The following is a 24,708-nucleotide window of genomic DNA, read 5'->3' as shown; positions in this document are numbered from 1 at the left end:
AGTGGCAAGGAGCCAAGCCATGGGGGGCCTTGACCCAGGGACGGGGGGTGCGATCGTGTGTCGCTTGCCTCATCCTGTTCCCCGGGCGCGTGATTCAGACGCCCTCCCCGTTTCCGAACCCGCGCAGGATGACCGATCGATGACACTGCTGTGGATAGCCCTGCTGCCCCTGCTGGGGGTTCTGGTGCCCGCGTTCACCGCGCAACGTGGGCGACGCTTCTGCTCCCTGGCCACCGCGGCGCTGCCCGCGCTGGCGCTTGCGATGACCCTCGGCCAGCTGCCGACCCTGGCGGCCGGCGAGACGCTGCGCGTCGCCGTCGACTGGGTGCCCGCCCTCGGCCTGGAGCTCGCCTTCCGGCTGGACGGCCTGTCGGTGCTCTTCAACCTGCTGATCATGGGCATCGGCCTGCTGATCCTGCTCTACGCGCACTTCTACCTGTCGCCGGAAGAGCCCTTTGGGCGCTTCTACGCCTACCTGATCCTCTTCATGGCCTCCATGGTCGGCATCGTGATGGCCGACAACCTGCTGCTGCTGTGGCTCTACTGGGAGCTGACCAGCCTCTCCTCCTTCCTGCTGATCGGCTTCTGGTCGCACCGGAGCGACGCCCGCAAGGGCGCGCGCATGGCGCTGACCGTGACCGGCGCCGGCGGCCTGGCGCTGCTCGCCGGCCTGCTGCTGCTGGGCGATATGGTCGGCAGCTACGACATGCAGGTGGTACTCGAGAGCGGCAGCGCGATCCTCGCCGACCCGCGCTACCCCTGGATGCTCGGGCTGGTGCTGCTCGGTGCCTTCACCAAGTCGGCGCAGTTCCCCTTCCAGTTCTGGCTGCCCCACGCCATGGCCGCCCCCACGCCGGTCTCGGCGTACCTGCACTCGGCGACCATGGTCAAGGCGGGCATCTTCCTGATGGCCCGCCTGCATCCGGCCATCGCCGGCAGCGAGCTGTGGACGGTGATCGTCTCGCTCATCGGCATGGCGACGATGCTCTACGGCGCCTGGTTCGCGCTGATGAAGACCGACCTCAAGGGCATCCTGGCTTTCTCCACGGTGAGCCACCTCGGCCTGATCACCGTGCTGCTGGGGATCGGCAGCCCCATGGCGGTGCTCGCCGCCCTCTTCCATATCCTCAACCACGCCACCTTCAAGGCGGCGCTGTTCATGTGCGCCGGGATCATCGACCACGAGACCGGCACCCGGGAACTCAAGCGCCTGGGCGGGCTCAGGCGCGCCATGCCGATCACCGCCCTGCTGACCACCCTGGCCGGCGCCGCCATGGCCGGGGTGCCGCTGTTCAACGGCTTCCTCTCCAAGGAGATGTTCTTCACCGAGACCCTGGAGACCCCGGTGCTCGGCGGGCTGAGCTGGCTGCTGCCGGTGCTCGCCACCCTGGGCGGCGTCCTCTCGGTGGCCTACTCGCTGCGCCTGGTGCATGCGGTGTTCTTCAAGCCGGCCCGCGAGGCGCCGCCGAAGTCGCCCCACGAGCCGCCCTGGCTGATGCGCGCCCCGGTGGCGCTGCTGGTGGTGATCTGCGTGCTCGTGGGCCTCGCCCCGGTCCTGGCCGAGGGCCTGCTGGGCCTGGCACTGATGCCGGTGCTCGGCGAGGCGATGAGCTTCCACCTGGCGATCTGGCACGGGTTCAACCTGCCGCTCGCCATGAGCGGGGTGGCGCTGGTCGCCGGCGTGGCGATGTACGCCCGCCATGCCGACCTGCAGCGCTTCCTCAAGGGCTTTCGTCCGGTGGACGCACGCCTGGTGTTCGAGGGCGCCGTGCAGCGGCTCTCCGCCTGGGCCGAGACGACGCTGCGCATCATCGACAACGGCTCCCAGCAGCGCTACGTCGGCCTGCTGCTGCTGGCCTCGCTGGTGGTGGCGGGGCTCGGCCTTTCCGGCATGCCGCTGCTCACCGGCGACCAGGGCAACCAGCCCGTCGACGGCGTGCTGCTGGTGGGGGCCGGGCTGCTGATCTTCGGCGGCATCGCCACCGCCGCCACCCACCGCTATCGCCTGATCTCGCTGCTGATGCTCTCGGTGGTGGGGCTCGTGGTGTCGCTGACCTTCGCGCGCTTCTCGGCGCCCGACCTGGCGCTGACCCAGCTGTCGGTGGAGGTGGTGACCATGATCCTGCTGATGCTGGCGCTCTATTTCCTGCCCCAGCGCACCTCCCGCGAGACCTCGGCGACGCGCAACGTGCGCGACATCGTGCTGGCCGGCGCCCTGGGCATGGCCGTGGCCAGCCTCAACTACGCGGTGCTGACCCGCGACACCGCCAGCCTCTCGAGCTTCTTCCTGGAGAACAGCGTGTCCGGCGGCGGGGGCCACAACGTGGTCAACGTGATCCTCGTCGACTTCCGCGGCTTCGATACCCTGGGCGAGATCACCGTGCTGGCCCTGGCGGGCCTCGCCATCTTCAAGCTGCTGCGTCGCCTGCGCCTGTTCATGCCCCACAGCGACACCGAGGGCCGGCTGTGGTCGCCGGACCGCTACCCGGCGATCCTCACCTCCATCTCCATGGCCCTGCTGCCGCTGGCGCTGCTGGTCTCGGCGTTCATCTTCCTGCGCGGCCATAACATGCCCGGCGGTGGCTTCATCGCCGGCCTGGTCACCGCGGTGGCGATGATCCTGCTCTACATGGCCCGCGGCGTGGAGTGGGCCCAGGAGCGGCTGCAGTTCGAGTACCAGCCGGTGGCGATCGCCGGCGTCGGCATCGCGACCCTGACGGGACTCGGCAGCTGGCTGTTCGGCGAACCGTTCCTGACCTCGGCCTTCGGGCACTTCCACCTGCCGGTGATCGGCGACTTCGAGCTGGCGACCGCCCTGCTCTTCGATCTGGGGGTCTACCTGGCGGTGGTCGGGGCCACCCTGATGATCCTGGCCAACCTGGGCAAGGTCACCACGCCGCACAGCCCGGCCAAGGGCGCCCCGGCCAGCGACGAGAACCTGTCCCGTTCCAGCAAGGAGAAACACTGATGGAAAGCCTCTACGCCATCACCACCGGCGTGCTGACCGCCTGCGGGCTCTACCTGACGCTGCGCGGTCGGACCTTCCCGGTCGTCGTCGGGCTGACCCTGCTCTCCTATGCGGTCAACCTCTTCCTGTTCTCCATGGGAGGCCTGACGACCGGCGGTGCGGCGATCATCGATGGCCAGTCCCACTTCGCCGACCCCCTGCCCCAGGCGCTGGTGCTGACCGCCATCGTGATCGGCTTCGCCATGACCGCCTTCGTGGTCATCCTGGCCATGCGCGCCCGCAGCGAGCTGGGCAATGACCACGTCGACGGTCGCAAGCGAGAGGAGCCTCACCGGTGATGCAGCACCTGATCGTTCTCCCCGTCGTCCTGCCGCTGGTGGTGGGACTGATCCTGCTGCGCAGCCGACACGGCGCCATGCGCACCCACCGCCGGGTGGGCGTCGCCGCGACCGCCCTGCTGGTGGCGGTGGCGACGCTGATGCTGGCCCTCGCCGCCGGCGGCGAGGTCACCTACTACGCGCTGGGCGGCTGGCAGCCGCCGTTCGGCATCGTGCTGGTGCTCGACCGCCTCTCGGCCCTGATGATCATGGTCACCTCGGTGCTGGCGCTGGGCTGCGTGATCTTCGCCTGCGCCGGCGACGACGAACGCGGCAGCAACTTCCACGGCCTCTTCCAGCTGCAGCTGATGGGCATCAACGGCGCCTTCCTGACCGGCGACCTGTTCAACCTCTTCGTGTTCTTCGAGGTGCTGCTGCTGGCCTCCTACGCGCTGCTGATCCACGGCGGCGGCAAGTCGCGGATCCAGTCGGCGGTGCACTACGTGGTGCTCAACCTGGTCGGCTCGTCGCTGTTTCTGATCAGCGTCGGCGTGCTCTACGGTGCCACCGGCACCCTCAACATGGCCGACATGGCCGTGCGCCTGGGGGAGCTGCCCGCCGAACGCGCGGGCCTGGTCACGGCGGGCGGCCTGATGCTGCTGGTGGTGTTCGGCCTCAAGGCCGCCATCCTGCCGCTCTACTTCTGGCTGCCGCGGGCCTATGCCGCCGCCCCGGCCCCAGTCGCCGCGCTCTTCGCGATCATGACCAAGGTCGGCATCTACGCCATCCTGCGGGTCTATTCGCTGATCTTCGGCGAGCAGGCCGGGGGACTGGAGGCCCTCGAGCGCCCCTGGGTATGGTGGCTGTCGCTGGCGACGATGGTGGTGGCCGGCATCGGCGTGCTGGCCGCCCGCGACCTGCGCCTGATGGTCGCCTACCTGGTGGTCATCTCGGTGGGCACGCTGCTGGCCGGCATCGGCATGGGCTCGCCGGAGGCCGTCTCCGCCCTGCTCTACTACCTGGTGCACAGCACCCTGATCACCGGCGCGCTCTTCCTGCTGGCCGAGATGATCGGCCTGCAGCGGGGCAAGGCGGGCACGCGACTGGTCAAGGGGCGTCCGCTGCGCGACGGCCATTTGCTGGCGGGGCTGTTCTTCGTCGGGGCGATCGCCGTGGCCGGGCTGCCACCGCTGTCGGGCGCCATCGGCAAGGCCCTGCTGCTCGATGCCGCCGCGCCCTGGCAGCAGCCGTGGCTGTGGCCGATCCTGCTCGGCACGGGCCTGGCCACGCTGGTCGCCCTCTCGCGCGCCGGCTCGACGCTGTTCTGGCGCAGCCATGACGGCGAGGCCGGCGGCGAGGCGCTCTCGCGCACGCGCTGGCTCGGCGTCGGCGGGCTGCTTGCCGCCTCGCCGCTGCTGGTCGCCCTGGCGGGCCCGGTCAGCGACTACACCCGCGCCACCGCCGACCAGCTGGCCGACCCGGATGTGCTGGTGCGCGCCGTCCTGTCTGATGCCGGAGAGTCCCCATGATCACGCCTCGTCGCTGGCTCCCCCTCCCCCTGCTGTCGATCCTGCTGCTGGTCGTCTGGCTGCTGATGGCCCGCAGCATCGCGCCGGGGCAGATCCTGCTGGGTGGGGTGCTGGCCCTGCTCATTCCGATGGCCACCTACCGCTTCTGGGACGCCCAGCCCCACGTGGCGCGGCCCTGGCTGCTGCTGCGCTTCGTTGCGCGCGTGCTCGGCGACATCCTGATCGCCAACATCCAGGTGGCCTGGCTGATCATCAATCCGCGCCAGCGCATGCGCCCGGCCTTCGTCGTCTACCCGCTGATGCTGGAGGAGCGCTTCACCATCACGCTGCTGGCCAACACCATCAGCCTCACCCCGGGCACGGTATCGGCCAACCTGCGCATGGACGGCAAGTCGCTGCTGATCCATACCCTCGACATGGAGGACGAGGACGCGCTGATCGAGACGATACGCGAGCGCTACGAGCGGCCGTTGAAGGAGATCTACGAATGCTAGACATCGCCCTGAAGATCAGCATCACGCTGATCCTGATATCCATCCTGCTGAACGCCTATCGCCTGACGGCCGGGCCCGACATGCCCGATCGCATCCTGGCGCTGGACACCATGTACGTGAACTCCATCGCGCTGATCGTGCTGATGGGGCTGTGGCTGAACACCAAGATCTATTTCGAGGCCGCACTGCTGATCGCCATGCTCGGCTTCATCAGCACGGTGGCGGTCTGCAAGTACATCCTGCGCGGCGACATCATCGAATAGGCCAGCAACGTCGGAGCCACCATGAACGTCTACGTCATTCTCGAGGGCGTCATCGCCTTCTTCCTGATCGCCGGCGGCATCTTCGCCTTCATCGGTTCGCTGGGCATGGCCCACCTGCGCGACTTCTACATGCGCCTGCACGGACCGACCAAGTCGACGACGCTGGGGATCGGCTGCATCCTGATCAGCTCGATGCTCTACTTCTCGACCATCCAGGGCGCCCCCATCATCCAGGAGATGCTGATCACGCTGTTCCTGTTCATCACCGCACCGGTGAGCGCCCACCTGCTCGCCAAGACGGGCCTTCACCTCAAGCTCAAGCACGTGCCCAAGACCGTCGGCAAGCCCGTGGAGCTCTATCGCGAGGAGGTCGGCGAGAAGCCCGTCCCGCACCCGGAGCGGTGACCGTTCCGGCGCGACGCTAGACCCAGCCGCCGAGCTCGTTCTCGATCACCGCGAGCAGCGCGGCGATGTGGTCGTCGCGATCGTTCAGGCAGGGAACGTAGGTGAAGGTCTCGCCGCCGGCCGCGAGGAAGGCGTCGCGGATCTCCTCCTCGATCTCCTCGAGGGTCTCCACGCAGTCGGCCGAGAAGGCCGGCGAGACCACCGCGATGTGCTTCCTGCCCTGGCGGGCCAGCTCGGCGACATGCTCCACGGTGGCCGGCCCCACCCACTCCTCGGGCCCGAACTTCGACTGGAAGGCCGTCTGGATGGATGACGCCTCCCAGCCCAGGCGCTCGCGCAGCAGGCGCGTGGTCTTCTGACACTGGCAGTGGTAGGGGTCGCCCTCCAGCAGGTAGCGCTTGGGCACGCCGTGGTAGGAGGCCACCAGCACCTCCGGCGGCGTCTCGGCGGCCTCATAGGCCTCGCGCACCGAGTTGGCCAGGGCGTCGAGATAGGCGGGATGCTCGAAGTAGGCCGGCACGGTGCGCAGGGAGGGCTGCCACTTGAGCTTCATCATGGTGCGGAAGGCCTGATCGTTGGCGGTGGCCGTGGTCGGCGAGGCGTACTGGGGATAGAGCGGGAAGAACAGGATCCGTTCGCAGCCCTCGGCCTGCAGGCGGCGCAGCACGCTGTCGGTGGAGGGATTGCCGTAGCGCATGCAGAAGTCCACCACCACCCGGTCACCAAAGCGCTCGCCCAGCCCCTCGGCCACCTTGCGGGTCTGCTCCCGGGTAATGGTCAGCAGCGGGCTCTCGTCCTTTTCGGTGTTCCAGATGCCGCGGTAGGCCTCGCCGGACTTGAAGGGCCGACGCGAGAGGATGATCAGCTGCAGCAGCGGCTGCCACTTCCAGTCCGGGTAGTCGACCACCCGCTTGTCGGAGAGGAACTCGCTCAGGTAACGGCGCATCGACCAGTAGTCGGTGGCATCCGGCGTGCCCAGGTTGGCCAGCACCACGCCCACCTTGCCCCGCGGGACGGCGGGGTGGTCGGCGGGCGCGTGGGGCGGGCGATCCGCCCGGGGCTGGTCGTGGTCGGAGGCGGCGAGCGACGTCTCGGGGGCGGCCATGAAGTCATCCTTGTGAAAGCACGAGTGAACGGGATCGCTGAGTGCGAGGCAGGCTAAAGCCTACCATCGACGGGCACCATCGCGGAATCGAGTTATACTATGACAATCATTTGTATAACTCCTGGTCAATTTATGCCCAAACCGCTGATCCTGATCCTCGGCGACCAGCTGAGCCACGACCTCGCCAGCCTGCGCGACCTGCCGGACGAGGCGGTCATCGCCCTGTGCGAGGTAGGCGCCGAGACGAGCTACGTGCCCCACCACCCCCAGAAGATCGCGCTGATCTTCTCGGCCATGCGCCACTTCGCCGATGCGCTGCGCGAGCGCGGCTTGTTCGTGCATTACAGCGCCCTGGAGGACGCCGACAACGCCCAGGACCTGATCCGTGAGGCCGAGCGCCTGGCCGCCCACTACGGCTGCGACGAGATCCGCGCCGTGCGCCCGGGCGAGTGGCGACTATGGCAGGCGATGCGCGAGCGGGCCGAGGCCGAGCCGCCCTGGCGGCTCATCGAGGACGATCGCTTCTTCGCCACCCCCGAGGCCTTCGACGCCTGGGCCCGCGAGCGCAAGGCCCCGCGCCAGGAACACTTCTATCGCCTGCTGCGCCGCCAGACTGGGCTCTTGATGGAGGGCGACGAGCCCGCCGGCGGCCGCTGGAACTTCGATCACGACAACCGCGAGCCGCTGCCCGACGCGATACACCCGCCCGCGCCGCCCGAGCACCGTCATGACGCCACCACCGAGGCGGTGCTCGCCCTGGTGGCCGAGCGCTTCGGCGATCACTTCGGCACCCTCGCGGGCTTCCATTGGCCGGTCACCCGCGACCAGGCGCTGGAGGAGCTGGCGCATTTCCTCGAGCACCGGCTGGCGGAGTTCGGTCGCCTGCAGGACGCCATCAGCGATGCCGAGCCGTTTCTCTACCATTCGCGGCTCTCCGCGGCGCTCAACCTCGGGCTGCTCTCGCCCCGGGAGGTGTGCGAGGCGGTCGAGCGCGAGTACCACGAGGGGCGCGCGCCGCTGAACGCCGTGGAGGGCTTCATCCGCCAGGTGCTGGGCTGGCGGGAGTACGTGCGCGGGATCTACTGGACGCGCATGCCCGACTACAAGCGCGGCAACGCCCTGGGCGCCCGACGGGGCCTGCCGAGCTTCTTCTGGGACGGGAACACCGAGATGCGCTGCCTGCGTCGCGCCATCGAGATGACCCGCGACCACGCCTACGCCCACCACATCCAGCGGCTGATGGTCACCGGCAACTTCGCGCTGCTCTGCGACGTGGCCCCCGAAGCCCTCTGCGACTGGTACCTGGCCGTCTACGCCGACGCCTGCGAGTGGGTGGAGCTGCCCAACACCCTGGGGATGGTGCTGCACGCCGACGGCGGGCTGATGGGCTCCAAGCCCTACTGCGCCTCGGGCAAGTACATCGATCGCATGTCGGATCACTGCCGGCACTGCCGCTTCGACCCGAAGCAGGCCACGGGCCCCGACGCCTGCCCCTTCAACAGCCTCTACTGGGACTTCCTCGAGCGTCACGCCGACACCCTCGGCGCCAACCCGCGCATGAAGCTGATCTACGGCAGCCTGTCGCGCATGAGCGATGACAAGCGTGCGGCCCTGCGTGACCAGGCCGGGGCCTTCCTCGAACGGCTCGATGCCGGACCCGCCTACGGCCAAGGGGTACATCGTGCGGGCTATGGCGATGCCGAGACGCATGACGCCAGCGAGGATCCCACCACCGCCAAGGAGACGACGCCATGACCCGACGCGCCACGCTCGCCGCCCGCGCCCCGGTGACCCTCTTCCACGACGGCCACTGTCCGCTGTGCCAGCGGGAGGTCGCCTGGCTGTCGCGCCATCCGCGCCGCGAGCGGGTCAGGCTGGTGGACATCCAGGCGACGGATTTCGATGCCGCGCGTCTCGGCGCCAGCTTTTCGGCAATGATGGGCCGATTGCATGTTCGCGACGAGGACGGACGCTGGTACGTGGGCATGGACGCCAGCCGCGCGCTCTATGCGGTGCTGGGCTATCGACGGCTGGTCTGGCTGAGCACCCTGCCGGGGATCGGCGGGGTGATGGACGCGGGCTATCGCGGGTTTGCCCGCCGTCGTCTGCGCCTGGGTCGCTGGCTGGCACGGCGGGGGAAGCGCTAGCTCGGGGAGGGAAGTCGCTCGGAAGCGCGGGGTCAGAAGACCAGCGGCATGCGCGAGGTCAGCGGATCGTGATAGTGCGCCTCGCGCCCGACGACCTCGTCGTGGGGCACGTGCTGAACCAGGTAGGCGCGGTGGATGCCCGCCCGGCGCAGCTCGAGGTAGACGTCGTCCAGCGAGCGAAACAGGATCGGCTTGCCGGCGCGGGTCAGCATGTGGCGGCCGCCCTCCACGTCCTCGAGTTCGACCTGGTAGAAGCGGCTGCCGGCATGGCCGATCACGCGCATCTCGAAATTGTCGTGGTCAGCCACGAAGGCCTTCAACGCCTGGAAATCCATGGGCCATCCTCCTGATGTCCGGTCGGTGGTGTCGGTACACGTTCGGGACAGCCTGGAGCGCCCCGATGACGATCACGTGTCGCCGATGTTACCTTCCAGTGACCCTGGCTCCCGCGCGAGGTTCCAGGCCTACTGATATTCGGAGGGGTCGATGGCCTTGCCCAGGGAGTTACGGTCGACCCACTTGCCGGCCTTGGTCTCCTTGTAGCGGAACACCACCTTGTCGCCGACCTTCACCGGAAGCTCGGAGTCCTCGGTCTGATAGCTGTACGCCTCGCCATCCACCTGCAGGTGGTAGCGATAGAGGTCGGGCATCCCCAGCCACTCCTTGAAGGGACCTTCACGCTCCATCGACTGGAGCTCGCCGCGCCCCTCGAGTTTCGGGGTCCGCTGGCGATTGCCGCGTCGAAATCCGCCTGCCATGGTGTCTCCTGCCTGTGGGGTTCAAGGGAACGGCATTATACGGGGCCGAGGACGGGACTCAAGGCCGCCGTCACTCGCCGAAGGCCTCGCGATAGCTGTCCGGCGCCAGGTCCTCGAAGCGCGTGTACTTGCCGATGAAGGCCATGTGCACCGTGCCGATGGGACCGTTACGCTGCTTGCCGATGATCACCTCGGCCAGCCCCTGGTTGTCGGGATTATCCGGATTGTAGACCTCGTCGCGATAGACGAAGCCGATGATGTCGGCGTCCTGCTCGATGGCGCCGGACTCGCGCAGGTCCGACATCACCGGGCGCTTGTTGGGACGCTGCTCGAGGGAGCGGTTGAGCTGGGAGAGCGCCACCACCGGGCAGCCGAACTCCTTGGCCAGCCCCTTGAGGGAGCGCGAGATCTCCGAGATCTCGCCGGTGCGGTTCTCCGAGAAGCCCGGGATCTGCATCAGCTGCAGATAGTCGATCATGATCAACCCCAGGTTGCCCTGTTCGCGCACCACGCGGCGGATGCGCGAGCGCATCTCGCTGGGCGACAGCGCCGCGGTGTCGTCGATGAACAGCTGCTTGTCCTTGAGCAGGTTGACCGCCGAGGTGAGGCGCGGCCAGTCCTCGTCCTCCAGCTGGCCGGTGCGCACCCGGGTCTGGTCGATACGCCCCAGCGAGGAGAGCATGCGCAGCATCAGCGACTCGGCGGGCATCTCCATGGAGAACACCATCACCGGCTTGTCGCTCGAGATCACCGCGTGCTCGACCAGGTTCATGGCGAAGGTGGTCTTGCCCATCGAGGGGCGCCCGGCAATGATCACCAGGTCCGAGGGCTGCAGGCCCGAGGTCATCTCGTCGAGGTCGCGAAAGCCGGTCGAGAGGCCGGTCATCTCGCCCTGCATGTTGAACAGCTCGTCGATGCGATCGACCGCCTTGGTCAGCAGCTCGCTCATGCCGATGGGGCCGCCCGACTTGGGCCGCTCCTCGCTGATCTGGAAGACCAGCCGCTCGGCCTCGTCGACCAGCTCGTCGGCGGGGCGTCCCTGGGGGCTGAAGGCGCCGTCGGCGATCTGGCTGGCCGCGCGGATCAGCTTGCGCAGGGTGGCGCGCTCGCGAACGATGTCGGCATAGGCGCGGATGTTGCTGGCCGAGGGCGTGTTACGCGCCAGCTCGGCGAGGTAGGCCAGCCCCCCCACGGTATCCAGCTGGTCGCGCCCCTCCAGGGCCTCGGAGAGGGTCACCACGTCCAGCGGCCGCCCCGACTCGGCCAGGCCCGCCATGACGTTGAAGACCAGCCGGTGCTCGTAGCGATGGAAGTCGTCCGCCACCAGGCGGTCGGCCACGTTATCCCACGCCTGGTTGTCGAGCATCAGCCCGCCGAGCACCGACTGCTCGGCCTCCACGGAGTGGGGCGGCACCTTGAGGGCGGCGGTTTCCTGGTCGATGGCGACGGGTTCGTTCATGGTGCGCGGACCTTCAGGAGGGAAAGGGGCAGGCTCATTCTACCCGATGGCGGGCGAGGCAAGAAAAGGGACAAAAAAGGGGCGAGGATTCGCTCCTCGCCCCCTCTTGACGCGGCACGCCCCGAGGCGCGTGCCGGGCAGCGACCTTACTCGGCCACCACCACCACACGCACGGTGGCGTCGACTTCGGCATGCAGGTGCAGGTCGATGTCGTACTCGCCGGTCTGGCGAATCGGACCCTGCGGCATGCGCACTTCGCTCTTGGCGACCTCGATCCCGGCGCTGGAGATGGCCTCGGCCAGATCGCGCGGACCGATGGAACCGAACAGCTTGCCCTCGTCGCCGGCCTTGGAGACCAGAGAGAGCTCGATGTCGTTGAGCTGTTCGGCACGCGCCTCGGCCTCGGCCTTGCGCTCGGCGGCCTGGGCCTCGAGCTCGGCACGCTGCGCCTGGAAGGCCTCGATGTTGTCCTTGGTGGCCGGCACGGCGAGGCCGTAGGGCACCAGGTAGTTGCGGCCGTAACCGGGCTTGACGGTGACCTGGTCACCCAGACCGCCCAGCTTGCCAATCTTGTCGAGCAGAATGACGTCCATTCTCGTAAACCTCTTGTCAGTGGCTGCGGGCCAGTCGTCCACGGAAGTCCGTGAACGTGTCGATGAAGGCCATGAGCAGCACAATGAGAATCATGGGCCAGGTGGTGATCAGCAGCACATAGAAGGCGACCAGCCACAGCCCGTTCATTCCCTTCAATCCGATAACACCATGCACCAGCGCGATGCCGGCCACCAGCAGCGGCACCCAGGCCAGCATGCCCAGGGCCGGGAGCCCCAGCACGGCGCCGAGCACCCCGAGCATCACCAGCATGGCGAGCTCGCGGGGCAGCAGGCGCAGCGCGTGGAACTCCTCGCGGAACCCGCCCGGGTTGTAGAGCCCGGCCTGCCAGCCGCGCGCCAGGGCCAGGCAGGCCACGGCGGCGAGCAGCACGATCAGCGCGGTCACGCCGCTGATCATCAGGCCGGCCAGATGCTCGGTATCCATGCCCTGGGCCGAGAGCTCGCTGAGCATCGCCGCGATATCCGGCGAGCCCTGGCGCAGCTGCTCCAGCACGAAGGCGGCCCCGCCCGGTGGCAGGAAGATGCCCAGCTGGATCATGCCCGCCCCGGCCAGGGTGCCGGCGATGATCGCCTCACTCCAGCTCAACCGGGCGCGCAGCACCACCGCCATCAGCGTCACCAGCAGCACGCTGGCGAGCGGGATGACGTCTCCCTGGGTCCACCAAAGGCCGGCGGGTGCCGCCGCGGCGAGGATCACCGGCAGCGAGGCGGCCATGCCCTGACGCAGCGTGACCAGGCCCACCACGGCGGCACCCAGCCAGAAGAGCCAGGGAATGGCGGTGCCCGCCGCGGCCCCCAGGGCCGCGTAGGGCGTGCCGCGCATCATCCAGCGGGCGACGGGCAACATCACGCGCAGTGCTTACTGGTGGCTGTCGGTGTAGGGCAGCAGCGCCAGGTAGCGTGCCCGCTTGATGGCGGTGGACAGCTGGCGCTGGTAACGGGCCTTGGTCCCGGTGATACGGCTGGGAACGATCTTGCCGGTCTCGGTGATGTAGGCCTTGAGCGTGTCCAGATCCTTGTAATCGATCTGCTTCACGCCTTCAGCGGTAAAGCGGCAGAACTTACGGCGACGGAAAAAGCGTGCCATGGGAAGACTCCTTCAGAGGTGCGATGGGTGTGCTCAGGCGGATTCGGTGCTGCGCGGCTTCTCGTCGCGACGAACACGCTTCTCTTCCACCGGCTTCATCATCGGAGAGGCCTCGGTGACGGCTTCCTTGGCGCGAACCACCAGGCTGCGGATGATGGCATCGTTGAAGCGGAAGATGTTCTCGATCTCGTCGAGGGTCTCGCCGCTGCACTCGACGTTCATCAGCACGTAGTGAGCCTTGTGGATCTTGTTGATCGGGTAGGCCATGTGGCGACGGCCCCAATCTTCGAGGCGATGCACGGTGCCGCCGTTCTCGGTGACGAGGCCGGTGTAGCGCTCGACCATGGCCGGGACCTGCTCGCTCTGGTCCGGGTGGACCATGAAGACGATCTCGTAGTGACGCATGGGATCTCCTTGCGGTTTGGCAGCTTCCACAGTGACGACCTCGGGTCGCTCAGGGGAAGCAAGGAGTGATTGTCAAAAGACGGGTTGTCAGAAGACAGGAATGCCCGCTCGCAGGACGAGCGGGCGCAGGTATTCTAGTGATATGTGCCGCGCCTGGCAAGGCAAGGGCGATTCAGCCGCCCTTGCCTGCACCCTGGCGCTGGCGCACCGCCTCGAAGAGGCAGATCCCGGTGGCCACCGAGACGTTGAGGCTGGAGACGCTGCCGGCCATGGGCAGCTTGACCAGGGTGTCGCAGGCCTCGCGGGTCAGCCGCCGCATGCCCTTGCCCTCGGCGCCCATCACCAGGGCCGCGGGGCCGGTGAAATCGGCCTCATAGAGGCTCGACTCGGCCTCGCCGGCGGTGCCGGTGATCCAGACCCCCAACTCCTTCATCTTGGCCAGCGTCCGCGCCAGGTTGGTGACCTGGTAGACCGGCATGCTCTCGGCGGCCCCGCAGGCGACCTTGCGCACCGCGGCGTTGAGCGGCGCCGCCTTGTCCTTGGGCACGATGACCCCGTGGACCCCGGCGGCATCGGCGCTGCGCAGGCAGGCGCCGAAGTTGTGCACGTCGGTGACGCCGTCGAGCACCAGCAGCAGCGGCGGCGCCGCGTGGGGCCAGCCCTCGAGCCGCAGCCACAGCGACGCCTCGCCCTCGAAGGCGAGCGGCGTGGCGAAGGCGATGATGCCCTGGTGAGAGGCGCCCTGGGCGAGCTGGTCGAGCTCGTCACGGGGGCGCGACTGCAGGCGCGCGCCGCCCTGGCGCGCGGCCTCGACCAGCTCGGCCAGGCGAGCGCCGGCGCTGCCCTCCTGCACCCAGACCTCACGGGGCGTCTCGCCGCGATCGAGCAGCGCCCGCACCGCGTGGACGCCGAACACGGCCTCGAGCCCGCCGGGCGTCGACGGGGCCCGACGCGGCGCCCCGCGCGACGCGCGCGGCTTCCTGTGCCCTGCCGCCATCAGCCGCGGCCCTTCGACCGCCGCGGGCCACGGCGACGCTTGCCGCCCTTGCCCGACTTGTCATCGCCGCCCTTGTCGGCGCCGCCGCGAGGCTTGCGCGGCTGACGCTTGGGACGCGGCTTCTCGTCGGCCAGCTCGAAGTCGATCTTGCGATCGTCCAGGTCGACGCGGGCCACCTGCACCGAGACACCATCGCCGAGGCGATAGCTGATGCCGCTGCGCTCGCCCTTGAGGCGATGCTTCTCGGGCTCGTAGTGGTAGTAGTCGGAGGGCAGCGAGGTGACGTGCACCAGCCCCTCGACGTACACCTCATCGAGGCGCACGAAGATGCCGAACTGCGTCACCGAGGCGATGCTGCCGTCGTAGACCTCGCCGAGCTTGTCGGACATGAACTCGCACTTGAGCCAGTCCTCGACGTCGCGGGTGGCATCGTCGGCACGGCGCTCGGTCATCGAGCAGTGCTCGCCGAGCTCGAGCATCTGCTCGAAGGTATAGGGCGACCACTTGCTCGGCGGCTCGACCGCGGCGCCCTCGGCGCGCAGCACGGTGTTGGTCTGGCGCGGCCCACGGATCACCGAGCGGATGGCGCGGTGGACCAGCAGATCCGGATAGCGGCGGATCGGCGAGGTGAAGTGCGCATAGGCCGGATAGGCCAGGCCGAAGTGGCCGTCGTTCTGCGGCGAGTAGACCGCCCGGCTCATCGAGCGCAGCATCACGGTCTGGATCACGTCGGCGTCGTCGCGGCCCTTGATCGCCTCGGCCAGGTCGCGATAGTCCTGCGGGCTCGGGTCATCGCCGCCCGGCAGCGACAGGCCCAGCTCGTTGAGGAACAGGCGCAGCTTGTCGAGACGCTCCGGCGAGGGCTTCTCGTGGATGCGATAGAGCGCCGGCAGGTCGTGCTTGTCGAGGAAGCGCGCCGTGGCGACGTTGGCCGCCAGCATGCACTCCTCGATGATCTTGTGGGCGTCGTTGCGGCTGCGCGGCACGATCTTCTCGATCTTGCGCTCGTCGTTGAAGACGATCGCCGTCTCGGTGGTCTCGAAGTCGATGGCCCCGCGCTCCACGCGAGCCTCGCGCAGCAGCCGATAGAGCGAGTGCAGGTTCTTGAGCGACGGCACCAGCTCGCTGTACTCCTCGCGCAGCGCCTCGCCCTGCTCCCCCTCGTCGTCGAGGATGGCGGCGACCTTGTTGTAGGTCAGGCGCGCATGGGACTGGAACACCGCCTCATAGAAACGGTAGCGGCTGATCGCCCCGCTCTGGGAGATGTTCATCTCGCAGACCAGCGCCAGGCGATCGACGGCCGGGTTCAGCGAGCAGAGCCCGTTGGAGAGCAGCTCCGGCAGCATCGGCACCACCTGCCCCGGGAAGTAGACCGAGTTGCCGCGGGTGATCGCCTCCTGATCCAGGGCGCTGCCGGGACGCACGTAGTGGGAGACGTCGGCGATGGCCACCAGCAGCTTCCAGCTGCCCGACTTGGTCTTCCAGGCACAGACGGCGTCGTCGAAGTCCTTGGCGCTCTCGTCATCGATGGTCACCAGCGGCACATGCCGCAGGTCGATGCGATTCGCCTTGTCCGCCTGGGCCACCTCGGCCGACATGCCGGCGATCTGGTCGTGCACCTCGGGCGGGAACTCGGCGGGAATCTCATAGCTGCGAATGGCGATATCGATCTCCATCCCCGGGTCCATGCGCTCGCCGAGCACCTCGATCACCTCGCCCACCGGCTGCACGCGGGTCTCGGGCTGCTGGGTGATCCTCGCGGAGATCACCTGGCCATCCTGAGCGCCACCGCAGGCGCTGTGGGGGATGATGATCTCCTGGGTGATGCGCGAGTTCTCGGGGATCAGCACCCCGAATTCCGGGGTGTTGGCCCGGTAGACGCCGACGATCTCCTGGGTGTTGCGCGCCAGCACCTCGACGATGGTCGCCTCGTCACGCCCGCGGCGATCGCGGCCGCTGACCCGCACCAGCACGTGGTCGCCGTGGAAGACGCGGCGCATCTGGCGGGGCGGCATGACCAGGTCCGGTTTCTTGCCGTCATCGCGCAGCAGGAAGCCGAAGCCGTCACGGTGCCCCAGCACCTTGCCCTTGATCAGGTCGAGCTTGTCGATCAGCGCATAGGCATTGCGACGGTTGCGCAGCACCTGGCCATCGCGCTCCATCGCCGCCAGGCGACGCCGCACCGCCTCCTGGAGATCCTCGTCCTCGAGACCCAGCTGCTGGCTCATCGCCTCGTGGGTCATCGGTTTGCCGGCCTCTTCGAGGCGCGCCAACAGGTATTCTCGGCTGGGGGCAGGCTTGTCGTACTTGTGGGCTTCGCGTTTCGCGTGCGGATCGTCGCTGAGCGTCCAGTGGGTCATGCGGAGGGCATCCTTGGCGGCATCATGAGCAGCGTGATCGAATGGGCGCGGGGACGGCGTCCGGCGCGTGTCTTCTGGCGTTTCGAGTCGTTTGTCATGCGCGCAGTATAGCGCTGGCGCCCCCATCACCCAACCATGGCGGCACCACGAACCCCCGGCCGGCAACAAAAAAACCGCCTTTTTCATCGCCCGGGCGCTTGCATCATCGAACGAATCCGGTACCATACGCCTCGCCTGCCCAGATGGCGGAATTGGTAGACGCGCTAGCTTCAGGTGCTAGTGTCCTTACGGACGTGGAGGTTCAAGTCCTCTTCTGGGCACCATCGATATCCCCTCGCTCGCCGATCGGATATCCGGGAGTTCTCTCCCACGCTCTTTGTCAGCTCGAGTCGCACGTGTTCGCCCAGGTGGCGGAATTGGTAGACGCGCTAGCTTCAGGTGCTAGTGTCCTTACGGACGTGGAGGTTCAAGTCCTCTCCTGGGCACCATCGTTCACGCGATACGCCCGAACACGACGACCGCATGATGCGCCCAGGTGGCGGAATTGGTAGACGCGCTAGCTTCAGGTGCTAGTATCCTTACGGATGTGGAGGTTCAAGTCCTCTCCTGGGCACCACTTCTCGCGTCATGCAGACGAGCCTTACATCGATGCCTTATCAAAAAACCGCGACATGGATCGCGGTTTTTTTGTGCCCGCTCAGAAGCGCCCGGGCAACCTGGCCACCGCCTCGAGGCCCCAGCCGGCGGTGTTGACCCGCCCCTCCAGGTCCTCGGCCGCCGCCGGCGCGAGCCGCGGCAGGAAGTCCAGGCCGGTGCGCGCCTCCACCTCGTCGATGCTCACCAGGAAGTCGTCCAGCGGCTCGTCGCCCGAGACCCGCTGCGGCATGATGAAGGCCAGCGCCCGGGGCTCATCCCCCGGCACCACCAGGATCTTGTAGAAGGCCTCGGGCACCTCCACCAGCCCGACGCGGTTGAGCACGTTGTCCCGGAAGCGCTCGGGGAAGATCGGCCCGGTGATCACCTGCAGGGCGGTGAAGCGCGGCACGAAGTGATCCATCACCACCTCCTCCAGCCGCTGCCAGAGGCGGCGATTGAGCTCGGGCCGCTGGGGGGTCATGTTGCTCATCAGGAAGGTATCGCGCTGGGCCCCGCTGCCGTGAACCGCCGCGATGGCATAGTTGGGCGCGAGATGACCACGGTCGTAGCCGCTGCCGAAGTAGCTCTCCGGGGCGATCGGCCACAGGGCCCGCCAGTCGCGGCGAAAGGCGGGGCGCGGCCCGGCCTCGGGATCCTCGACCCGCCGCAGCTGGTAGCCGACCCAGAGCGGATTGACGCGCACGTCGGACCAGCCCACCAGGAAGCCGTCGTTACGCAGCACGCGATGAAAGGTCAGCGGCGTGAGGTCCTGCCAGGTGGTGACACCCTGCCAGCTCAGCTCGTCGCGAAGCTCACGCTCCTGGAGGTGCCAGAGCCCCGTGGCGACCGCCAGGAACAGGGCCGTGATGCCGAAACGACGCGCCCGGTGTCGCCAGCGCTGGCCACCGCGCCTTCGTCTTGCTGCCATGCCTGCACCATCCCTGTCCGTTCACGACGAAGCCGGCGGTCGTCGGGTCACCGCACCTCTCACCAGCCCAGCGAGAACATGGTCTCCAGGTCATGGCGGGAGTGAACCTGCATGGCGTTGAGGGTTTCGGTGTCGCGGATGCCCTCGACGGCATTGAGGCGCCCGGTGACCAGCTCCGCGAGGCTTTCGAAGTCGCGGGTCCGCGCGATGGCCACCAGGTCATAGCGGCCGCAGGTGGAATAGACCTCGCTGATCCCCTCCACGTCGGCCAGCCGCTCGGCCACGGCCTTGACCTGGCCCTGCTCGGCATTGATCAGAATCACGGCATTCTGCATCGCACTTCTCCCTGCTCAAGGCGCTCTCGCGCGCATAGGTTCCGGTCGGCCGGGGGCCACCGCAGCTGGCGCGAGTATAGCAGCGCCGGCGCGGGCACTGCACCGGCGCCGGGCCGACCGTCGCCTCGCGCTTCGCCCCCGCCCGGCCGCGCGGCGGATTGCCGCATGGCCCCCGTGCGATTCGCGATGCCTCATTGAGTTGACTACCATGGAACGGTCGAACTCCGCCGGCGAACGCCGGTCGGAACAAGGGTGGTGCAAGGCGCCATCCGTCGCGCCAGACGCGACACGCAAGACCCGAGCCGCACGGCTTGGCAAGCAAGACACCGAACAGACAGCGCTCGAAGCCAAGAGCGCACAGAGCGCGGGCACCAAGCATGCCCCGCCACGATTCGTCCCTACCGTGATGACAAGGAGAGACCATGGCCGACCGCAATCGTCGTGACTTCATGCGTAACAGCCTGCTGGGCCTCGCTGCCCTGCCCCTGGGTGCCGGTATCCTGTCGAAGAGCGCCTTCGCCCAGGACCTCCCCGCCCTGGACCCGAGCGCCGAGCAGGCCAAGGCCCTGAACTACGTCAAGGTCGCCAGCGAGGCCAGCGACCACCCCGCCTACGAAGAGGGCGAGGAGTGCCAGAACTGCATGTTCTACCAGGCGGATAGCCAGGGCTGTCAGCTGTTCCCCCAGAACAGCGTCGAGCCCGGCGGCTGGTGCCAGTCCTGGACAGCCAAGGCCTGATACCCCGTCGTCCGCCGAGACCCAAAGACCCGCGCCGAGGCGCGGGTCTTTTTCGTTGGGGCCATTCACGTCAGGACCGTTCGCTGCCTCTCCTTTCGCTGCCCGGCCGTGGCGCCTGTTGGCGCGACGATCCGAGCGCCGTCACTCGCGGTGCTCCTCATCGGCCAGGGGCCAGTGGTAGCGGCGCACCACCTCGTCATCCTCCACCGACTCCAGCCGCACCGGGAAGCCCCACAGCTGGTGGAGATGACGGATGACCGGATAGACGCTGCGCGCCAGCGGACGGCGACCGTCCTGGACGTGGCGCAGGGTCAGCGAGCGGTCGCCGCGGATATCCGCCGCGTAGATCTGGATATTGGGTTCGCGCACCGCCAGGGCGTACTGGGTGGCCAGGGAGTCGCGAATGCGCCGGTAGCCGCGCTCGTCGTGGATCGCCGCCACCTCCAGCATCTCCTCCTGATCATCGTCGACCACCATGAACAGCTTGAGGTCACGCATCACCTTGGGCGAGAGGAACTGCTGGATGAAGGACTCGTCCTTGAAGTTGCGCATCGCGAACTCCAGGGTCTCGCGCCAGTCGCTGCCGGCGGTATCGGGAAACCACTCGCGATCCTCCTGGGTCGGGTCCTCGCAGATGCGCTTCAGGTCGGTGAAGATGGCAAACCCCAGGGCGTAGGGGTTGATGCCGCTGAAGTAGGGGCTGTCGAAGGCCGGCTGCTGGACCACCGAGGTGTGCGACTGCAGGAACTCCAGCATCAGCCCCTCATCCACCAGCCCCTCGTCGAAGAGCCGATTCATCAGGGTGTAGTGCCAGAAGCAGGCCCAGCCCTCGTTCATCACCTGGGTCTGGCGCTGGGGATAGAAGTACTGGGCCAGCTTGCGCACGATGCGCACCACCTCGCGCTGCCAGGGGGCCAGCAGCGGGGCATTCTTCTCGATGAAGTAGAGCAGGTTCTCCTGGGGCTCCGGTGGATAGCGGCCACCCTCGTGCAGGCCCAGCGGGTCCTCCTGGTCGACCATGCCGGGCAGGGCGTCCGCGGGCAGCTGCCCGGGAATGGTCCGCCACAGCATGTTGACCTGGGCCTGGAGGTGCGCCTCACGCTCCGCCTGGCGGCGCGACTCCTCCGCCGCGGAGATCGGCGAGGGCCGCTTGTAGCGATCGACCCCGTAGTTCTGCAGGGCGTGACAGGCATCCAGCAGCTGCTCCACCGCCTCCACGCCGTGGCGCTCCTCGCACTCGCTGATGTACTTCCGGGCGAACACCAGGTAGTCGACGATGGAGGAGGCGTCCGTCCAGGTACGGAACAGGTAGTTGCCCTTGAAGAAGGAGTTGTGGCCATAGCAGGCGTGAGCCATGACCAGCACCTGCATCATCAGGGTGTTCTCCTCCATCAGGTAGGCGATGCAGGGGTCGGAGTTGATGACGAGCTCGTAGGCGAGCCCCATCTGGCCGCGCCGATAGGCCTGTTCCACGGCCAGGAACTGCTTGCCGAACGACCAGTGGTGGTAGCCCACGGGCATGCCCACGCTGGCGTAGGCATCCATCATCTGCTCGGTGGTGATGACCTCGATCTGGTTGGGATAGGTATCCAGGCGGTACTCATCGGCCAGGCGAGCGATCTCGTTCTCGAAGGCGTCGAGGATCTCGAAGTTCCAGTCGGAGCCGGTGGCGATGGGCTGACGTCGGGTCATGCTGCCTCCTCAGGCCGCCTCAGAAGGCGGCTCGGCGCTTGAACAGCTCGCGAAAGACCGGGTAGATGTCGCCGGCCTCGACGATCTGGCGCATGGCGAAGCGGGCGTCGTACTCGGCCTCGACGCGCTCGTACTCCTCCCACAGCGCCTGGTGGGCATGGGGCGTGATCTCCACGTAGGTGAAGTACTGCAGCCGCGGCATCAGTCGCTCGACCAGCAGCTTGCGACAGGCGACGGAGTCGTCGTCCCAGTTGTCCCCGTCCGAGGCCTGGGCCACGTAGAGGTTCCACTGCCCGGAGGGATAGCGCGCCTCGATGATCTCGTCGACCAGCGTCAGGGCGCTGGAGACGATGGTGCCGCCGGTCTCCCGGGAGTAGAAGAACTCTTCCTCGTCGACCTCCTTGGCCGCGGTGTGGTGGCGCACGAAGACCAGCTCGACCTTCTCGTAGTTGCGCTCCAGGAACAGATAGAGCAGCAGGAAGAAGCGCTTGGCGATGTCCTTGTGGGCCTGGGTCATCGAGCCCGAGACGTCCATCACGCAGAACATCACCGCCTTGCTCGACGGCTGGGGCTGGTCGATCAGGTTGTTGTAGCGCAGGTCATAGGTGTCGATGAAGGGCACCGCCTCGAGGCGTTTCTCCAGCCGCTCGATCTCCTCCTTGAGGGCACTGATGCGGGCCGGATTGCGCAGCACCGGGTCCTTGCGCTCCTCCTCGGCCAGCGCCTCCGTGGCCTCGCGCAGGGCCCGGCGAATCGGTGCACGCATGGCGATGCGCCGCGCCTGGGCCTCGCGCATGGAGCGCACGATGTTGATGCGTGCCGGCGTCCCGTCCCGGGAGACCCCCGCCCGCACCTGGCGCACCTCGTCGAGGTCCACCAGGTTCTTGCGCTCCAGATGGGGCAGCTCCAGGCCGTCGAAGACGAAGTCGAGGAACTCCTCCCGCGACAGGGTGAAGGCGAACTCGTCCATGCCCTCGCCCTGATTGGAGGCGCCGCCCTCCCCCGCGCCGTCGCCGCCGCCTCCGCCGCCGGGGCGACGCAGCCGGTCCCCTTCGACGAACTCCTTGTTGCCAGGAGCGACGATGGCGCGCTTGCCCCCTGGGCCGTGCTGGAAGACCGGCTCGGAGATGTCCCGCGCCGGGATCGAGACCTTCTCGCCCCGCTCCATGTCGGTGATCGAGCGGCGATTCACCGCCTCCTCGACCGAGCGCTTGATATGGGTGCGATAGCGGTCGAGGAAGCGCTGGCGGTTCACCGCGCTCTTGTGCTTGGCATTGGCTCGTCGATCGATGAAATAGGTCATGGCGACCTCCTCGCCCTACTGCGACTTGCGCACCCGCAGGTACCACTCGGAGAGCAGCCGCACCTGCTTCTCGGTGTAGCCACGGTCGACCATCCGCGCCACGAAATCCTCGTGCTTCTTCTGGTCCGAGGTCGAGGCCTTGGCGTTGAAGGAGATCACCGGCAAGAGCTCCTCGGTATTGGCGAACATCTTGTGCTCGATCACGCCCCTGAGCTTCTCGTAGGACTGCCAGCTGGGGTTCATGCCGTTGTTCTGGGCGCGGGCCCGCAGCACGAAGTTGACCACCTCGTGACGGAAGTCCTTGGGATTGGAGATGCCGGCCGGCTTCTCGATCTTCTCCAGCTCCTCGTTGAGGGCCTGGCGGTCGAGGAACTCGCCGGTCTCGGGATCGCGGTACTCCTGATCCTGGATCCAGAAGTCGGCATAGGTGACGTAGCGGTCGAAGATGTTCTGGCCGTACTCCGAGTAGGACTCGAGATAGGCGGTCTGGATCTCCTTGCCGATGAAGTCGACGTAGCGCGGCGCCAGGAACTCCTTGATGAAGCGCAGGTAGCGCTCGAAGGTCTCCCTGGGCAGCTGCTCCTGCTCCAGGCGCTGTTCGAGCACGTAGAGCAGGTGCACCGGGTTGGCCGCCACCTCGTGGTTATCGAAGTTGAACACCTTGGAGAGGATCTTGAAGGCGAAACGCGTCGAGAGCCCCTCCATGCCCTCGTCGACGCCGGCGCTGTCGCGATACTCCTGGATCGACTTGGCCTTGGGGTCGGTGTCCTTGAGGTTCTCGCCGTCGTAGACTCGCATCTTGGAGTAGATGCTCGAGTTCTCGGGCTCCTTGAGCCGCGAGAGCACCGTGAACTGGGCCAGCATGCGCAGGGTATCCGGGGCGCACGGCGCCTCGTTGAGCGACGAGTGCTCGAGCAGCTTCCTGTAGATGTTGATCTCTTCGGTGACCCGCAGGCAGTAGGGCACCTTGACCATGTAGACGCGATCGAGGAAGGCCTCGTTGTTGCGGTTGTTGCGGAAGGTCTGCCACTCGCTCTCGTTGGAGTGCGCCAGCACCACCCCGTCGAAGGGGATCGCGCCCATGCCCTCGGTGGGGTTGTAGTTGCCCTCCTGGGTCGCCGTCAGCAGCGGATGCAGCACCTTGATCGGCGCCTTGAACATCTCGACGAACTCCATCAGCCCCTGGTTGGCACGACACAGCCCGCCGGAGAAGCTGTAGGCGTCCGGGTCATCCTGGGAATAGAGCTCGAGCTGGCGAATGTCCACCTTGCCGACCAGCGAGGAGATGTCCTGGTTGTTCTCGTCGCCGGGTTCGGTCTTGGAGATGGCGATCTGGTTGAGCCGCGAGGGGTAGAGACGCACCACCCGGAACTGCGAGATATCCCCGCCGTTCTCCTTGAGTCGCTTGGCGGCCCAGGGCGACATCACGCTCCTCAGGTAGCGCCGGGGGATGCCGTACTCCTTCTCCAGGAGCTCACCGTCCTCCTCGGGGGAGAACAGCCCCAGCGGGGACTCATAGACCGGGGAATCCTTGATGGCATAGAAGGGCACCTTCTCCATCAGCAGCTTGAGGCGCTCGGCCAGCGACGACTTGCCGCCGCCTACCGGCCCCAGCAGGTAGAGGATCTGCTTGCGCTCCTCGAGCCCCTGGGCGGCATGGCGGAAGTAGGCGACGATCTGTTCGATGGCCTCTTCCATGCCATAGAACTCGGCGAAGGCCGGATAGCGGCGAATCACCTTGTTGGAGAAGATGCGCGAGAGTCGCGGGTCCTTGGCGGTGTCGATCACCTCCGGTGCGCCGATGGCCTCCAGCATCCGCTCGGCGGCAGTGGCGTAGGCCACCGGTTCTCGGCGACAGAGTTCCAGATACTCCTGCAGGCTCATCTCTTCCTGCTGGACGCGAGAGAAGCGGTTCTGCACATGGTCGAAGATGCTCATCGATGCCTCCTTAAAGCCCGATTCCCCGGCCACGACGACATGGTGATGATAAAGCCGGGATGGGGTCTCTTCAGCGTAGACAGCATCAGCGGATAACGGTTTAGCCCACCAATCAACGCTCCCGAGCCCTCAACACTGAGAGCCCGTGAGCGCCCGTCGGTTCATGAAGATTGTCGAGAGATTAAACGCTGCAACGACGCTTACCGCCGGCGACACCGGCGGCCAGTGGAC

At 67.3% G+C, this 24,708-nt stretch carries 24 protein-coding genes and 3 tRNA genes; 12 read left to right on the top strand and 15 right to left on the bottom strand.

Features of this window, described 5'->3' with window-relative positions; translation table 11 throughout:
* Window positions 1-139 precede the first annotated feature (139 nt).
* The 6 genes from ACGTNG_RS10985 to ACGTNG_RS10960 are packed head-to-tail and all read left to right on the top strand — an operon-like array spanning window position 140 to window position 5,976.
* A complete protein-coding gene (locus tag ACGTNG_RS10985; protein ID WP_394577044.1) occupies window positions 140-2,968 on the top strand; it encodes a monovalent cation/H+ antiporter subunit A in 2,829 nt (942 codons plus the stop codon).
* Window positions 2,968-3,306 carry a Na+/H+ antiporter subunit C gene (locus ACGTNG_RS10980; RefSeq protein WP_089847482.1) on the top strand — a complete coding sequence of 113 codons (339 nt, stop codon included), beginning with the start codon at window positions 2,968-2,970 and terminating at the stop codon, window positions 3,304-3,306. The genes ACGTNG_RS10985 and ACGTNG_RS10980 overlap by 1 nt, the downstream gene beginning before the upstream one ends.
* Window positions 3,303-4,814: a monovalent cation/H+ antiporter subunit D gene (locus ACGTNG_RS10975; protein WP_394577043.1), complete on the top strand. Its 1,512-nt coding sequence runs from the start codon at window positions 3,303-3,305 to the stop codon at window positions 4,812-4,814. Before ACGTNG_RS10980 ends, ACGTNG_RS10975 begins: the two co-directional genes overlap by 4 nt.
* Window positions 4,811-5,308 carry a Na+/H+ antiporter subunit E gene (locus ACGTNG_RS10970; RefSeq protein ID WP_394577042.1) on the top strand — a complete coding sequence of 166 codons (498 nt, stop codon included), beginning with the start codon at window positions 4,811-4,813 and terminating at the stop codon, window positions 5,306-5,308. Before ACGTNG_RS10975 ends, ACGTNG_RS10970 begins: the two co-directional genes overlap by 4 nt.
* The gene (locus tag ACGTNG_RS10965; protein ID WP_394577041.1) at window positions 5,302-5,571 is read left to right on the top strand and encodes a K+/H+ antiporter subunit F; all 270 of its coding nucleotides are present in this window, start codon (window positions 5,302-5,304) and stop codon (window positions 5,569-5,571) included. The genes ACGTNG_RS10970 and ACGTNG_RS10965 overlap by 7 nt, the downstream gene beginning before the upstream one ends.
* A gap of 21 nt (window positions 5,572-5,592) precedes the next feature.
* Window positions 5,593-5,976, top strand: a complete 384-nt coding sequence (locus ACGTNG_RS10960) for a Na+/H+ antiporter subunit G (RefSeq protein ID WP_394577040.1) — start codon at window positions 5,593-5,595, stop codon at window positions 5,974-5,976.
* 16 nt (window positions 5,977-5,992) lie between these two features.
* On the opposite strand, the gene hemH is transcribed toward ACGTNG_RS10960, so the two are convergent.
* A complete protein-coding gene (gene hemH / locus ACGTNG_RS10955) occupies window positions 5,993-7,081 on the bottom strand; it encodes a ferrochelatase (RefSeq protein ID WP_394577039.1) in 1,089 nt (362 codons plus the stop codon).
* Between the two features lie 132 nt (window positions 7,082-7,213).
* On the opposite strand from hemH, the gene ACGTNG_RS10950 reads away from it, so the two are divergent.
* Entirely contained in the window at window positions 7,214-8,836 is a 1,623-nt protein-coding gene (locus ACGTNG_RS10950) for a cryptochrome/photolyase family protein (RefSeq protein WP_394577038.1), read from the top strand.
* Window positions 8,833-9,228 (top strand): thiol-disulfide oxidoreductase DCC family protein, encoded by a 396-nt coding sequence (locus ACGTNG_RS10945; RefSeq protein ID WP_394577037.1) that lies wholly within the window; start codon window positions 8,833-8,835, stop codon window positions 9,226-9,228. Before ACGTNG_RS10950 ends, ACGTNG_RS10945 begins: the two co-directional genes overlap by 4 nt.
* A 32-nt stretch (window positions 9,229-9,260) precedes the next feature.
* On the opposite strand, the gene ACGTNG_RS10940 is transcribed toward ACGTNG_RS10945, so the two are convergent.
* The 9 genes from ACGTNG_RS10940 to rnr all read right to left on the bottom strand — a co-directional run bounded on the left by ACGTNG_RS10940 (window position 9,261) and on the right by rnr (window position 16,908).
* Entirely contained in the window at window positions 9,261-9,563 is a 303-nt protein-coding gene (locus tag ACGTNG_RS10940) for a DUF6482 family protein (RefSeq protein WP_394577036.1), read from the bottom strand.
* A gap of 129 nt (window positions 9,564-9,692) precedes the next feature.
* Complete coding sequence (locus ACGTNG_RS10935; protein ID WP_108445063.1) at window positions 9,693-9,986, bottom strand: hypothetical protein; 294 nt, start codon at window positions 9,984-9,986, stop codon at window positions 9,693-9,695.
* A 70-nt stretch (window positions 9,987-10,056) separates the two neighbouring features.
* Entirely contained in the window at window positions 10,057-11,445 is a 1,389-nt protein-coding gene (gene dnaB / locus ACGTNG_RS10930) for a replicative DNA helicase (protein ID WP_394577035.1), read from the bottom strand.
* Window positions 11,446-11,591: 146 nt separating this feature from the next.
* Window positions 11,592-12,038 (bottom strand): 50S ribosomal protein L9, encoded by a 447-nt coding sequence (rplI, locus tag ACGTNG_RS10925; RefSeq protein ID WP_108445065.1) that lies wholly within the window; start codon window positions 12,036-12,038, stop codon window positions 11,592-11,594.
* 16 nt (window positions 12,039-12,054) lie between these two features.
* Window positions 12,055-12,906: a hypothetical protein gene (locus ACGTNG_RS10920; protein WP_394577034.1), complete on the bottom strand. Its 852-nt coding sequence runs from the start codon at window positions 12,904-12,906 to the stop codon at window positions 12,055-12,057.
* A 12-nt stretch (window positions 12,907-12,918) separates the two neighbouring features.
* Window positions 12,919-13,146 (bottom strand): 30S ribosomal protein S18, encoded by a 228-nt coding sequence (gene rpsR, locus ACGTNG_RS10915; protein WP_016853668.1) that lies wholly within the window; start codon window positions 13,144-13,146, stop codon window positions 12,919-12,921.
* Window positions 13,147-13,179: 33 nt separating this feature from the next.
* Window positions 13,180-13,551: a 30S ribosomal protein S6 gene (rpsF, locus tag ACGTNG_RS10910; RefSeq protein WP_089847456.1), complete on the bottom strand. Its 372-nt coding sequence runs from the start codon at window positions 13,549-13,551 to the stop codon at window positions 13,180-13,182.
* 172 nt (window positions 13,552-13,723) lie between these two features.
* Entirely contained in the window at window positions 13,724-14,548 is an 825-nt protein-coding gene (gene rlmB / locus ACGTNG_RS10905; protein ID WP_394577033.1) for a 23S rRNA (guanosine(2251)-2'-O)-methyltransferase RlmB, read from the bottom strand.
* On the bottom strand, window positions 14,548-16,908 hold the full coding sequence (rnr, locus tag ACGTNG_RS10900) for a ribonuclease R (RefSeq protein WP_394577031.1): 2,361 nt from the start codon (window positions 16,906-16,908) through the stop codon (window positions 14,548-14,550). Before rnr ends, rlmB begins: the two co-directional genes overlap by 1 nt.
* Before the next feature lie 236 nt (window positions 16,909-17,144).
* On the opposite strand from rnr, the gene ACGTNG_RS10895 reads away from it, so the two are divergent.
* The 3 genes from ACGTNG_RS10895 (at window position 17,145) to ACGTNG_RS10885 (ending at window position 17,524) form a co-directional block, all read left to right on the top strand.
* Window positions 17,145-17,231: transfer RNA gene (locus tag ACGTNG_RS10895), tRNA-Leu, on the top strand.
* A 78-nt stretch (window positions 17,232-17,309) separates the two neighbouring features.
* Window positions 17,310-17,396, top strand: a tRNA-Leu gene (locus ACGTNG_RS10890).
* A gap of 41 nt (window positions 17,397-17,437) precedes the next feature.
* Window positions 17,438-17,524 (top strand) — tRNA-Leu (locus ACGTNG_RS10885).
* An 81-nt stretch (window positions 17,525-17,605) separates the two neighbouring features.
* Here the strand turns inward: ACGTNG_RS10885 and ACGTNG_RS10880 are convergent.
* Window positions 17,606-18,472 carry a DNA/RNA non-specific endonuclease gene (locus ACGTNG_RS10880; RefSeq protein ID WP_394577030.1) on the bottom strand — a complete coding sequence of 289 codons (867 nt, stop codon included), beginning with the start codon at window positions 18,470-18,472 and terminating at the stop codon, window positions 17,606-17,608.
* A gap of 59 nt (window positions 18,473-18,531) precedes the next feature.
* Complete coding sequence (locus tag ACGTNG_RS10875; protein WP_138180968.1) at window positions 18,532-18,807, bottom strand: Lrp/AsnC family transcriptional regulator; 276 nt, start codon at window positions 18,805-18,807, stop codon at window positions 18,532-18,534.
* 422 nt (window positions 18,808-19,229) lie between these two features.
* On the opposite strand from ACGTNG_RS10875, the gene ACGTNG_RS10870 reads away from it, so the two are divergent.
* Window positions 19,230-19,544 carry a high-potential iron-sulfur protein gene (locus ACGTNG_RS10870; protein WP_394577029.1) on the top strand — a complete coding sequence of 105 codons (315 nt, stop codon included), beginning with the start codon at window positions 19,230-19,232 and terminating at the stop codon, window positions 19,542-19,544.
* A 141-nt stretch (window positions 19,545-19,685) separates the two neighbouring features.
* On the opposite strand, the gene ACGTNG_RS10865 is transcribed toward ACGTNG_RS10870, so the two are convergent.
* Genes ACGTNG_RS10865 through ACGTNG_RS10855 form a run of 3 tightly spaced genes read right to left on the bottom strand, consistent with a single transcriptional unit; the run spans window position 19,686 to window position 24,477 of the window.
* Window positions 19,686-21,236: a SpoVR family protein gene (locus ACGTNG_RS10865; protein WP_394577028.1), complete on the bottom strand. Its 1,551-nt coding sequence runs from the start codon at window positions 21,234-21,236 to the stop codon at window positions 19,686-19,688.
* A gap of 19 nt (window positions 21,237-21,255) precedes the next feature.
* Window positions 21,256-22,539 carry a YeaH/YhbH family protein gene (locus tag ACGTNG_RS10860; RefSeq protein ID WP_394577027.1) on the bottom strand — a complete coding sequence of 428 codons (1,284 nt, stop codon included), beginning with the start codon at window positions 22,537-22,539 and terminating at the stop codon, window positions 21,256-21,258.
* A gap of 15 nt (window positions 22,540-22,554) precedes the next feature.
* Complete coding sequence (locus tag ACGTNG_RS10855) at window positions 22,555-24,477, bottom strand: PrkA family serine protein kinase (RefSeq protein ID WP_394577026.1); 1,923 nt, start codon at window positions 24,475-24,477, stop codon at window positions 22,555-22,557.
* Between the last annotated feature and the right edge of the window lie 231 nt (window positions 24,478-24,708).

Source organism: Halomonas sp. B23F22_3, from assembly GCF_043496965.1.
Classification (GTDB): Bacteria; Pseudomonadota; Gammaproteobacteria; order Pseudomonadales; family Halomonadaceae; genus Halomonas.
The sequence above is the reverse complement of the archived record's forward strand: the minus strand, read 5'-3'. Positions and strand labels throughout refer to the sequence as shown.